The sequence below is a fragment of the Micromonospora sp. NPDC049089 genome (genome assembly GCF_040648775.1).
Classification (GTDB): Bacteria; Actinomycetota; Actinomycetes; order Mycobacteriales; family Micromonosporaceae; genus Micromonospora.
In genome coordinates, this window is sequence record NZ_JBEZEH010000215.1 from 1 (window position 1) to 12,202 (window position 12,202).

Annotated in this window: 11 protein-coding genes and 1 tRNA gene; 1 reads left to right on the forward strand and 11 read right to left on the reverse strand. The window is 73.1% G+C overall.

Annotation, left to right across the window (positions count from 1 at the left end):
- Nucleotides 1-45: 45 nt before the first annotated feature.
- Nucleotides 46-249 (reverse strand): hypothetical protein, encoded by a 204-nt coding sequence (locus AB0B48_RS28000; RefSeq protein ID WP_355007565.1) that lies wholly within the window; start codon nt 247-249, stop codon nt 46-48.
- 133 nt (nt 250-382) lie between these two features.
- Here AB0B48_RS28000 and AB0B48_RS28005 point away from each other — a divergent pair, with 133 nt between their 5' ends.
- Entirely contained in the window at nt 383-1,033 is a 651-nt protein-coding gene (locus tag AB0B48_RS28005; RefSeq protein ID WP_357206703.1) for a hypothetical protein, read from the forward strand.
- A gap of 5 nt (nt 1,034-1,038) precedes the next feature.
- On the opposite strand, the gene AB0B48_RS28010 is transcribed toward AB0B48_RS28005, so the two are convergent.
- From AB0B48_RS28010 to fdh, 10 genes are all read right to left on the reverse strand, one after another.
- Nucleotides 1,039-1,224, reverse strand: a complete 186-nt coding sequence (locus AB0B48_RS28010) for a hypothetical protein (RefSeq protein ID WP_036410487.1) — start codon at nt 1,222-1,224, stop codon at nt 1,039-1,041.
- 73 nt (nt 1,225-1,297) lie between these two features.
- On the reverse strand, nt 1,298-2,575 hold the full coding sequence (locus tag AB0B48_RS28015) for a hemolysin family protein (protein WP_357206705.1): 1,278 nt from the start codon (nt 2,573-2,575) through the stop codon (nt 1,298-1,300).
- Nucleotides 2,576-2,655: 80 nt separating this feature from the next.
- Complete coding sequence (locus tag AB0B48_RS28020; protein ID WP_238669770.1) at nt 2,656-2,853, reverse strand: hypothetical protein; 198 nt, start codon at nt 2,851-2,853, stop codon at nt 2,656-2,658.
- 58 nt (nt 2,854-2,911) lie between these two features.
- A complete protein-coding gene (locus AB0B48_RS28025) occupies nt 2,912-3,652 on the reverse strand; it encodes a hypothetical protein (protein WP_357206707.1) in 741 nt (246 codons plus the stop codon).
- A 53-nt stretch (nt 3,653-3,705) separates the two neighbouring features.
- Nucleotides 3,706-5,490: a selenocysteine-specific translation elongation factor gene (selB, locus tag AB0B48_RS28030; RefSeq protein WP_357206709.1), complete on the reverse strand. Its 1,785-nt coding sequence runs from the start codon at nt 5,488-5,490 to the stop codon at nt 3,706-3,708.
- A gap of 2 nt (nt 5,491-5,492) precedes the next feature.
- Nucleotides 5,493-6,797: an L-seryl-tRNA(Sec) selenium transferase gene (selA, locus tag AB0B48_RS28035; RefSeq protein ID WP_357206711.1), complete on the reverse strand. Its 1,305-nt coding sequence runs from the start codon at nt 6,795-6,797 to the stop codon at nt 5,493-5,495.
- Nucleotides 6,798-6,820: 23 nt separating this feature from the next.
- Nucleotides 6,821-6,916: transfer RNA gene (locus AB0B48_RS28040), tRNA-Sec, on the reverse strand.
- A 13-nt stretch (nt 6,917-6,929) separates the two neighbouring features.
- Nucleotides 6,930-8,213, reverse strand: a complete 1,284-nt coding sequence (nrfD, locus tag AB0B48_RS28045) for an NrfD/PsrC family molybdoenzyme membrane anchor subunit (protein WP_357206713.1) — start codon at nt 8,211-8,213, stop codon at nt 6,930-6,932.
- Nucleotides 8,210-9,178, reverse strand: a complete 969-nt coding sequence (locus AB0B48_RS28050; protein ID WP_357206715.1) for a 4Fe-4S dicluster domain-containing protein — start codon at nt 9,176-9,178, stop codon at nt 8,210-8,212. Before AB0B48_RS28050 ends, nrfD begins: the two co-directional genes overlap by 4 nt.
- Nucleotides 9,168-12,202 (reverse strand): formate dehydrogenase (gene fdh, locus AB0B48_RS28055; protein WP_357206717.1); only part of this gene is annotated, 3,035 nt, incomplete at its 5' end. The genes AB0B48_RS28050 and fdh, both read right to left, overlap by 11 nt.

The following is a 12,202-nucleotide window of genomic DNA, read 5'->3' on the forward strand; positions in this document are numbered from 1 at the left end:
CTGGAACAGGTTGCGACGGCCGCCAGGCCGCGGTCGCTAGGTCCGTCAGCGGGTGTCGCTGTCGTCCTCGGCCACCGGCTCACCGGCCGGGCCGTACGGCGACACCTGCCCCTTGGGCACCGGACGACCGGCGTCGCCGCGCGACGAGCCGCGGTTGGCCGGATGCCCGCCCGGGGCGGGGCCCTTGTTGTCCTGGCTGGTGGCGCCCAGTGCGTTGCGGCGCAACTCCTGCTGCTGCGGGTTCGTCACGGGGTGTCTCCCTCCGGTACGGCAGGCGGCAGAAGCCGCCTCCACCGTCGGCATACCCGCCCGCCCCGATGGCATTCCGGCCTCGGCCGGCGGTGCGACGGCTAGCCGCTCCTCAAGTGGGTAACCCGACCGGGTGGGCAATGATCGACGTGTGGTGCGGGTGTTGCTCGACCGGCGTGGCCGCACGTACGCGGAGGAGGCCGGCATCCGGCTTGCCGACCGGCCGGGGCCGCTGTACCAGCTGCTGGTGCTGACCACGCTGCTGAGCACCCGGATCCGCGCGTGCGTGGCGGTGGACGCGGCGCGGGAACTGTTCGCCGCCGGCTACCGCACCCCACAGGCGATGGAGGCGGCCAGTTGGCAGGAGCGCGTCGACGCGTTGGGCCGGGGCCACTACCGCCGCTACGACGAGCGGACCGCCACCATGCTCGGCACCGGCGCCCGGCTGTGCCTGGACCGTTGGCACGGTGACCTGCGACGCCTGCACCGGGAGGCCCAGGGCGACCCGGCCGGGCTGCGGCGGCGGCTCACCGAGTTCCCCGGCATCGGCCCCACGGGCGCGGACATCTACCTGCGCGAGGCACAGACGGTCTGGTCGGACGTGCGCCCGTACGCCGACCGTCGGGCCCTGGCCGGGGCGAAGCGGTTGGGCCTGCCGGGGTCCCCGGACCGACTCGCCGGTCTCGTCGACGAACCGGACTTCGGCCGGCTCGCGTCAGCGCTGGTACGGGTGGCGCTGGGTGAGGAGTCCGCCGGTGAGGTCACCCGTGTCGCCGCCCGTTGAGGCGCTCACTTGACCGTCTTGTCCCCCGGCCGTGTCAGGTGCCACACCAGCAACGCGGCGAGCAGCGCCAGGACCACCACCCCGCCGGAGATGCCACGGCCCTCCTCGGGGCTGCGGCCGGCGCTGCCGAAGTAGATCACCGCGAGGCCGGCCAGCACCGTGACGAACGTACGCAACCCTCGGTCCTTCACGTCTGGCACCGTAGGCGTACCGCGTTTCCCGTCTTGTCGATTTGGACCTTTTGTCAGCCTTCTGGGTGAACACTCAGCGCTCGGTGACGAACCCGCAGAGGCGTACCCGGCGCACCGCACGGTCGGCGACCTCCACCACCTGCAGGGTCAGACCGGGCAGCCGCACCGTCTCACCCGGGGATTCCGGCAGGTGCCGCAGTCGGGCCAGCACCAGACCAGCCACTGTCGTGTAGTCCCGGGACAACGGGAAGCTCAACCGCACCCCCAGGTCGGGCAGGTCGTGCAGCGGGAAGTCACCGGGCACCAGCAGGGACCCGTCCGATTCCCGGACCACCCCGCGCACGTCCCGGTCGGTCTCGTCGTACAACTCACCGACCACCTCGGCCAGAAGGTCCTCCATGGTGATCATGCCGTCGATGCCCCCGTGCTCGTCGACGACCAGGGCCAGTTGCTGATGCTCCTGGCGCAGCTGACGCATCGCGTCGGCGACCGGCAGGGTCACCGGCAGCAGCAGCGGCGCCTGGACCCGCTCACCCACTTCAGCGGTGCCGGCCCGCACCAGGTCGCGGATGTGCACCACCCCGAGCACCTCGTCCAGGCCGCCGGGGCCGGTGACGGGAGCGCGGGACCGTCCGGCGGCGGCGAGCCGCCGGACGCCCTCGTCCGCGGCCAGATCGGCGGGCAGCGTCGTCACCTCCCGCCGGGCGACCAGGATCTCCCGCAGCGTCCGGCCGGCGATGTCGAACGCGCCGGTCAGGATCTCCCGCTGCTGGGCCGACAGACCGCGCTGGCTGGCCAGCATCTCCCGCAACTCCTCCTCGGTCATCTCCTCCCGGTTGGCCCGCGGGTCACCACCGGCGAGCCGCACGACCGCGTCGGTGGCCCGGCTGAGCAGCCACACCGCCGGCCGGGACACCCGAGCCAACAGATCCAACGGGCCGGCGCTCAGCAACGCCCAACGCTCAGCCCGCTGCATGGCCAGCCGCTTCGGGGCCAACTCACCGAGCACCAGCGTGACGAACGTCAGCAGCACGGTCACCAGCAGCACCGCGGCGGGACGCGCCGCCGCGCCGAGGAAACCCAACGGCCCGACCAGCGGAGAGGCCAACGACACCGCAGCCGCCGCCGAGGCCAGGAACCCCGCCAGGGTGATGCCGAGCTGAATCGTGGCCAGGTAGCGGTTCGGGTCGCGGGACAGCTGCACCAACCGGTCACCGGCGCGGCTTCGCCGGCCCAGCCGCCGCAACTGCCCCTCCCGCAGGGTCACCAGCGCCATCTCGCTGCCGGAGAGCGCGGCGTTGACCAGCACCAGCACGGCCACCAACGCCAACTGCCCGAGCTGACTGCCCATCGCGTGCCCCCGTCCGCCGCCTGAGGTCACTCAACCGCAGCGGGGCGCGGCGTGGGCGGTGTTTGCGACCGCGCCCCCGCTCAGTCGACCTCCAGGTCGTCCAGCGAGATGGCGTGGGTCATCAGCCAGCGGGCCAGGGCCGACATGCCGAACAGCCACAGCGGCACCGACTCGGTGGGGCCGTTGGTGGCGTAGATGGCGAAACGGAGATCCGGCGCCCGGTACGCCTCGATCCGCCACTTGTGCTGCCGGTCCCGCCAGACCGCCGAAGGGTCCATGGCGTCACCGTAGGTGACCAACGTCGGCCGGGTGGCCGGTTGGCCCAGCAACCGCCGCTCAGCCCGGCACCACCGTCGTCCCGAACACGATGCGGGCAACGGACACCAGGAGGCTGATGCCGACCGCGGCGAGGATCAGCCAGCCGAACCCACGCCACCCCGAGCCCCGGTCAGGCACCGGCACCGGCGGTGGTCTCCACAGCTCCCGGTAGGTCCAGGCCAGCACACCTGTCCCGAACGGCAGGAGGCCGACCCAGAACCAGAACCACCGGGTGCCGACCAGCGGCGGCGCGCCACCGATCAAGCGCCCCAGCCAGAGCACGGTCAGCACACCGGCGAGCAGAGCCGCGGCGTTCCCGATCGGGTGCGCGGTGCCGCCCCCGGCCTGCCCCGAACCGTCGACTGCGGCACGCCGCGCGTCCCACCCGGTGCTCGCCGACGAGTCCGGCCCGACGGGGGACGAGTCCGAGGCCAACGGCGCCCCAGCGGCGTACCGGTTCTGGCCGTTCGACACGGTCCAGGTCAGCATCCCCCCGTCGGCCGCGTACTGCACACGCGGCCGGCTCCCCCAGTAGGCGCCGTCGTCGGCCCAGCCGTACGCCCGCTGGTAGCTCACCACCCGGCCGGCCGCGAGATCCCGGTCGAGCTGGGCCTCGGTCGACGCGCGGGGCTCGACCCACCACGCCAGACCGGCCCACAGCACCCACAGCACCGGCAGCCCCCAGCGCAGCGCCACCGAGACGATCTCCCGCCAGCGGCCACCGAACGGCCGCGCCCGGGACGCCATCACCTCGACCATCAGCCCACCGTCGCATTCCCACGCCACCCTGTCAGCCCCGCAAGGGCGCGCGTTCAGGTGACGACGATCCGGGCGTCGTCGGGCAGCCGGCGGGTCGCGCCCCGCCGGTCCAGCAGTTCCAGCAGGGGCACCGCCACTCGGCGGGTGGTGTCCAACGCCTGCCGGGCAGCGGAGAGGGTGAACGGCTGCGGCAACCCGGCCAACACCCGGACCGCGTCGTCGAGCGCGTCGGGCAGCAGCACCACGTTGTCGGCCAGACGCAGCAGAGCCCCGGCCCGCACCGCGGCGCCGATCTCCCGAGGTCCCAGACCGAGGTCGACGAGGCGGTCCGCTTCGGGGGCGCGGAACGGCCGGTCGCCATACTCGGCGCGGACCCGGCTCACGGCCAGGGCCACCGGTTCGGGCAGCGCGTTGGCGTTCGCCGCCCCAACCCGACCGGCGTGGATCCGCAGCGGCGGCCGGACCAGCGCCTCGACCAGCACCCGGTCGGGCAGGGCGAGGCGCTGACGCAGGGCGTCCACCGGCATTCCGGGCTCCAACGGGTGCTCCCGCGCGTGCCGGGCGACCTCCTCGGTCAGCCGCTCGCCGAGCTGCCGCCAGTGTGCGGGGTCGGCCAGCCAGTCACCGGCCACCGGCGCCGCCCACGCCGGGCTGTCCCGCCCCGGCCCGGTAGGCACCGGCACACCCATCCGGATCAACGCGCCGGCCCGGATCAGTCGGCGACGGCGCAGCTCCCCCGCCAGGTCGGGTCGACCGTCCAACTCGGCGAGGACCTGCGAGCGGGCGGCGGCCGCCCCCCGTCGGCCCAGCGGTGGCGGCGCCACGTCCAGCACCCGCACCCCGCCGCTGACGTGGTGGCGGCCCGGGTCCCGCAGCAGCGCCCGGTCACCCACCAGCAACGGCAGCGGGCGGGCCAGCCGCAGCCGGACGGTGTCCGGGCCGAGCGGGCGCACCCGTACCGGCACCGCCGCCGACCCGACGTGCAGGGTGAGGGTGGCTGGCAGGTCGCCGGCCGGGTCGCCGGCGAGCCGGACATCGATGAGGTCGGTGTGGTGAAACCGGCCCGGGGTGAGCAGCGCGTCGCCCCGGCCGAGCCGGTCGCGGGGCGTACCCCGCAGGTTGACCGCGACCCGGGCGACCGCCGCCGCCTCCGGGCGGGCCTCGCCCAGGCAGTGCAGGCCGCGGACCCGGACCGGTTCGTCGGTGCCGGCCAGCTCCAGTTCGTCGCCGACCCGCAGGCGGCCGCCCCCGAGGGTCCCGGTGACGACTGTGCCGCTGCCCCGCACCGTGAAGCTGCGGTCCACCCAGAGCCGGACCGGGTCGTCCACGACCGGCGCGGGCAACTGGGCGGCGAGGCGGTCCAGGGCGGCCCGCAGCTCCGGCAGGCCGGCGCCGGTCAGGCCGCTGACCGCCACCGCCGGCACCGCGCCGAGGCTGGTCGCGGCGATCTCGGCGCGGGCGCGGGCCGTCGCCGGCCCCGGATCGGCCAGGTCCGCGCGGGTCACCGCGAGCAGGCCGTACGCGACGCCGAGCGCGTCGAGCGCGGCCAGGTGCTCGGCGGACTGCGGCATCCAGCCCTCGTCGGCGGCCACCACGATCAGCGCTGCCGGGACCGGGCCGACCCCGGCGAGCATGTTCGGCACGAACCGCTCGTGCCCGGGTACGTCGACGAAGGCGACGGTGCCGCCGGACGGCAGCGTCGTCCAGGCGAAACCCAGGTCAATGGTCATCCCCCGGCGGCGTTCCTCGGCCCACCGGTCGGGTTCCATCCCGGTCAACGCCCGGACCAGTGTCGACTTGCCGTGGTCGACGTGCCCGGCGGTCGCGACGACGAACACGTTCAGTCGTCCCCGGGTACGCGCAGCACCGCCGCGCGGACAGTGTCGTCGGCGTCGGCGGGCACACAGCGCAGGTCGAGCAGGAGCCGCCCGTGCACCACCCGCCCGAGGACCGGCGGGTTTCCGGTGCGCAGCGGGAACGCGTACCGCTCGGGCAGGCTCAACGCCCACGAGTCCAACTCCACGCCGGGGGCGCCGCCCCCGCCGACCACCGCGACGGCCGGCACCACCTCCGCCTTGCGGCCGTCCGCGCCGAGGCGGTCCCGCAGGCGCTCCACCCGTTCCCGCAGAGTGCCCGGCTCGGCGTGCAGCGCCGCGTAAGTCGGTGTGTGCGGTTGTTGCAGGGTGGCGGCGAGCGCGGCCACTGTGAGCTTGTCCACCCGCAGCGCCCGGGCCAGCGGGTGACGTCGCAGCCGCTCGACCACCTCGACGTCACCGAGCAGCAGCCCGGCCTGCGGCCCACCGAGCAGCTTGTCGCCGCTGGCGGTGACCAGCGTGGCGCCCGCTCGCAGGGTGCTGGCCGCGTCCGGTTCGTCGGGCAGCAGCGGGTCCGCGCCGAGCAGCCCGGAGCCGATGTCCGCGACCACCGGCACCCCGAGCGTGGCCAGTTGCCGTACCCCGACGGCGGAGGTGAAGCCGGTGATCCGGAAGTTCGACGGGTGCACCTTGAGCACGAAACCGGTCTGCGGGCCGAGCGCTGCGGCGTAGTCCGCGACTGTGGTGCGGTTGGTGGTGCCCACCTCGCGCAGCCGCGCGCCGGTGCTCTCCAGCAGGTCTGGCAGGCGGAAACCGTCGCCGATCTCGACCAGTTCGCCCCTGCTGACCACGATCTCCCGGCCGGCGGCCAACGCGGTGGCGGTCAGCACCAGCGCGGCGGCGCCGTTGTTGACCACGTGCACGGCGCCCGCGTCGGGCACGGCGGCGGCCAGCGCGTCGAGCGCGCCCCGGCCGCGGCGGGCCCGCCGGCCGGTGGCCAGGTCCAACTCGACGTCGGTGTGCCCGGCGGCGGCCACCACCGCGGCGACCGCGGCGGACGACAACGCCGCCCGGCCCAGGTTGGTGTGCAGCACGACACCGGTGGCGTTGAGCACCACCCGGGGGCCGGGCGTGGGCAACGCGGCGACCGCCGCGTCGCGTACCTCGTCGGGGTTGAGCTCACCACGACGGGCGCGGCCCTGCGCGTGGGAGACGATGGCCTTGACCTGCTCCCGGCCGAGAGTCACGGTGGCGGCGGCCAGCACCGGGTCGGCGAGCAGCGTGTCCGTACGGGGCACCCGACGTCGCGGGTCCACCGGGCCGTCGCCCATCACGTCATCTCCTGCAAGCGGTGTGGCGGAGACGGACGGGAATCGAACCCGCCTGGCCCGGGTCCCGGACCACTCCGGTTTTGAAGACCGGGAGGGGCACCAGCCGCCTGAACGCCTCCACCGGCCATTCGATCACACCGCGGGCGGCTCCGCCCAGTCAGATGGAAGATCCATGGCGGTCCGCCGCGCTTCCACCCGCTCGCGCTGCGGCACCACTGTGTACCGGGGGTCGCGGGCCGAGGCGACACCACCGTAGAAGATGCCGAACCGGGTCAGCACCGACGCGGCCAGCAGCGCGGTCCCCGAGAGCGCCCCGACCATCCGGCTGCGCCGGCCCAGCAGAGCACCCGCCACCCCGCCGGCGGTCAGCAGCCGCCCAGCGCGCAGCAACCGACCCGGCCGACCCAACCGGTAGGGCTCGCTGAGCAGGCCGAGGCGGGTCTCCACCCGATGCGCGCCGTACAGCTCCAGGGCCGCGCCGGCCACCGCCATCCGGCGGGCCGGCCCGGCCTGGGCCGGCGGCGCGGCGAGCAGACCCACGCCGGCACCGCTGGCCAACGCGCTGCCCGCGAAGATCACCGGCAGCTCGGGGTACGCCTCATGCCACGACGGCACCGCCGTGTCGGCCAGCAACACCCCGGTGTACGTGGCCAGCGCCGGAGCGGTGCCGGCGGCGAGCAGCCCGGCGGCGTGCCCGATCGACGGCAGCGCCCGGCCGGCCAGCCCGAGCAGACCGCGCCGGGGCAGCACACCGGCCGCCTCGGCGATCGCGGCGACACCCGCCGCCGGCCCGTACGCGGTGAGGATCCAGGTACCCATCGACATCGGCGAGGTCGGCTTGGCCACCCGCAGCATGTGGTGGAACCGCGCCGGCCGGCCCAGGTCCTTGACCAGGAAGACGGCGCTGGCGCTGACGGCGGCCAACGCGGTGACCCGACCGGCGCGCCGCAACGCGGGCCGCCCGGTGAGCTGCCCACCCGCGGCCAGCAGTGACGAGCCGGCTGCCAGCCCGCCGGTGAACAGGTACGCGGCGATGTCCCACTTCCACACCGGCCCCTTGAGGATGGGCCGACCGTAATAGGACGTGAACTCGGCCTCCGGCACCCGCAGTTCCTCGGCGCCCCCGCCGCGCCGCCTGCGCCGCCGGCCGGGAGGTTCGCCGCTGCGCCGCACCGTCTGGTCACCCCGGCGGCCCCTGCCGACCTCGTCACCGCTGGTGCTGTCCCTGTCGGTGGTGATGGCCCTGCCGGCCGAGTGATCGCCCGCGCCCGCCGGCGGCTCTGCACCCCGCGCATGCTCTGCGCCCGTCGTGCTGCCCGGCCGCTCCAGGCTCGCCTGTGGTCGGTGGCCGCCCTCGTCGGCGAGCCGCTCCCGGAAGCGACGGAACCGGTCGCCCACGGGGCCCGACGGGATCATGAGGAACCTCCGACGAACGCGGCGACGGTCGCCGCCGCCATGGCGAGAGCGGCGAGGCCGGCGCGCTTCCACATCTTCGGCAGGTCACGGGTGGTCACGACCGGGTCGGGCGGCAGCCCGTACACCTCGGGTTCGTCCAGGAGCAGGAAGAACGCGCCGTCACCACCCACGCCGTCGTCAGGGTCGTGCCCGTACAGCCGGGCCTCGGGGACGCCCCTGTCGTGCAACGTCGCCACCCGGGCGGCGGCGCGTTCACGCAGCTCGTCCAGGGGCCCGTACTGGATCGACTCGGTCGGACACGCCTGCGCACACGCCGGAGTCATCCCCGCGCCCAACCGGTCGTAGCACAGCGTGCACTTCCACGCCCGACCGTCGCCCTTACGCTGGTCGATCACCCCGTACGGACACGCCGAGATGCAGTACCCACACCCGTTGCAGATGTCCTCCTGCACCACCACCGTGCCGAACTCCGTGCGGAACAACGAACCCGTCGGACACACGTCCAGGCAGGCGGCATGGGTGCAGTGCTTGCAGACGTCCGACATCATCAACCACCGGAAATCCGTGCGCTCCTCGACGCCCGTGCCACGGCCCGGTGGTTGGACCCCCGGCATCCCCAGAAACTGCGGTCCCGCGTCGACCGGCCGGGCCCGGTCGGCGTCGACCGGCGCCCCGAGGACGTCCGCCAGGGCGACACCATGCCCGGCCGGGCGGGGCTGCTCGATGAACGCGACGTGTCGCCACGAGTTCGCTGTCAACGCGCCGGTGTTGTCGTACGACATGCCGAGCAGGTCCAGGCCGCTCTCCGGAACGCCGTTCCACTCCTTGCAGGCGACCTCGCAGGCCTTGCAGCCGATGCAGACGCTGGTGTCGGTGAAGAACCCCATCCGCGACGGCGCGTTCTCATAGCCTGCCTCGGGTGCCGGGTCCAGCGGACCGTACAGGCTGTTCGGGTCAGGAAGCACCGTGCTCCTTCCCCTCGTCGTCGGTGGTCACGGCCGGCGCGTGCTGGCCCGGGATGATCCCGGCGCGCCTCTGGTAGTCGGCCACCAGGTCGAGCAACGCCGGGCCGGTGGGACGGCGGCCCGGCCGCACGTCGCAGGTGCCGACCTTGCTCTCCTGGATCAGCACGTTCGGGTCCAGGCTGATGCCGAACAGGTCGTTGGCCGAGTCGCCGGTCACCAGACCCTCGAAACCGAAGTGGTACGGCAACCACACCTGGTGGATGATCCGGCCGTCCACCCGCAACGGGGTGAGCCGGTCGGTCACCAGCACCCGTGCCTCGATCGCCGCACGGGCGGTGACCAGGTGCGCCCAACCCAGATGCGTCAGCCCGACCTCGCCGGCCAGGGCCGGGGACACCTCGACGAACATCTCCGGTTGCAGCTCCGCGAGGGGTGACACCGTCCGGCTCATCGCACCGGCGGTGTGGTGCTCGGTGAGCCGGCTGACAGTGAACACGTACGGGAACACCTGAGCGTGCTCCTGCGGCGGACTCGGGTTCACCGAGTTCACCGGGTGTGCGTACATCTTGCGCGTCGGGTTGGCCTGCTGGCCGTAGAGCGGGTTACGCACCGGCGACTCCACCGGCTCGTAGTGCGTCGGCAGCGGCCCGTCCAGGACACCGCTGGGCGCGTACAACCAGCCCTTGCCGTCGCCCTGCATGACGAACGGGTCGTCGCCAGCGATGCCCTCCGGCCCGGACGCGCCGGGCGGCGGCCGGTACGACGGTGGCTTGGTCTTCTCGAAGTCCGGCACGTCGTAGCCGGTCCACTCGGACTTCTCCGCGTCCCACCACACGTAGCGTTTGCGCTCGGACCACGGGTTGCCGTCCGGGTCGGCGGAGGCACGGTTGTAGAGGATGCGCCGGTTCGCCGGCCACGCCCAACCCCACTCGGCGGCCACCCAGTCCTGTTCGTGCCGGGACTTGCGCCGGGCCGCCTGGTTCACCCCGTCCGCGTACACGCCGGTGTAGATCCAACAACCGATAGCGGTGGAGCCATCCGCGCGGGCCTCCGCGAAGCTGGACAGCGGACGGCCGCTGGCCACGTCGTACCCGTTGATCTCGCGCAGCACCGCCTCGGCGCTCGGCTCCGCGTGCGGACCGTGCGTGGGATAGTCCCAGGCGAGGTCGAGCAGCGCACGGTCGCGCGGCAGCGGCGAGTCGGCCAGCCGCTCCCGCAGTTTGCGGCCCAAATGATAGAAGAACCACAGCTCCGAGCGGGCGTCGCCCGGCGGCTCGACGGCCTTCTCCCGCCACTGCAACAACCGCTGCGTCTGGGTGAACGTGCCCTCCTTCTCCACATGCGACGCGGCGGGCAGGAAGAACACCTCCGTGCGGCACTCCTGCGGCACGATCTCGCCGGTGGCGACCTCGGGGCCGTTCTGCCAGAACGTCGCGCTCTCGATCATGAACAGGTCGCGGACCACCAACCAGTCGAGGTTGGCCATCCCGAGCCGCTGCGCGCGTCCGTGCGCCGACCCGACCGCCGGGTTCTGCCCGAGCAGGAAGTACCCCTTGATCTTGCCGTCGATCATGTTCAGCACCTGCTGGTACGTGCCGTGATCACCGGTCAGCCGAGGCAGGTAGCCGTAACAGAAGTCGTTCTCCGGCGTCGCCGCGTCACCCCAGTACGCCTTGAGCAGGCTGGCGGCGAACGACCCCGCGTTACCCCAGAACCCCTTCTGCCCCGGATGGCGAATGCTGTCCACCCACTCCTCGAAGCTCGGGTGTTCGGCGTGGTGCGGCATCGGCAGATAACCGGGCAGCAGGTTGAACAACGTCGGGATGTCGGTGGACCCCTGGATGCTGGCGTGCCCGCGCAGCGCCATCACCCCGCCACCCGGGCGGCCCATGTTGCCCAGCAGGAGCTGGATGATCGCACCGGTGCGGATGTACTGCACGCCGACGCTGTGCTGCGTCCAGCCCACCGAGTAGATCAGCATGCCGGTCCGGTCCCGGCCGGAGTTCGTCGTCCACGCCCGCGCCAACTCCAGGAACTGCGCCTGCGAGATGCCGCAGACCCGTTCCACCATCTCGGGGGTGTAGCGGGCGAAGTGCCGCTTGAGGATCTGGTAGACGCAACGCGGGTGCTGCAACGACTCATCGCGGCGGGTCTGCCCGCTCACCTGCGCGCCGTGCGACTCGTGCGTCAACCCCGCCGCGCTGTCCCGCTCCTGGGCCGTGTGCCCACTGCCCGACGAACCCTCGTGCCCCTCGTACTGCCAGCTGTCCTGCACGTAGGCGCCGGTCTCCGGGTCGAAGCCGGAGAAGAAGCCGTCGCCGTCCTCGGTGTCGCTGAACTCCTCGCTGACGATGGTCGCCGCGTTGGTGTACGCGAGCACGTACTCCCGGAAGTCCAGCTCGTTGTCGAGGATGTAGCGCACCACCCCACCGAGCAGCGCGATGTCCGTGCCCGCCCGGATCGGTAGGTACTCATCCGCGACCGCACTCGTCCGCGTGAACCGGGGGTCGACGTGGAAAACCTTCGCGCCCCGACGCTTCGCCTCCATCACCCACTGAAAACCCACCGGGTGTGCCTCAGCCATGTTGGAGCCCTGGATGACGATCACGTCAGCGTTGGCGATGTCCTGCTGGAAATCCGTCGCACCGCCACGACCGAAGCTGGCCCCCAGACCGGGGACGGTGGCGGAGTGTCAAATACGGGCCTGGTTCTCGATCTGCAGCGCCCCCATCGCGGTGAACAACTTCTTGATGAGGTAGTTCTCCTCGTTGTCCAACGTCGCCCCACCCAGACTGGAGATACCCAGCGTCCGGTTGAGCGGCCGACCCTCGGCGTCGACGTCCTCCCAGGTCTCCTCGCGGGCGGCGAGGATCCGGTCGGCGATCATGTCGAGCGCCGTGTCGAGCTCCAGATCCTCCCACTGCGTCGAGTACGGCCGGCGGTAGCGGACCTTGGTCTGCCGCAGCGGACTGGTCACCAGGCTCTTGCTCGCCGCGCCCTTCGGGCAGAGCCGACCCCGCGAGA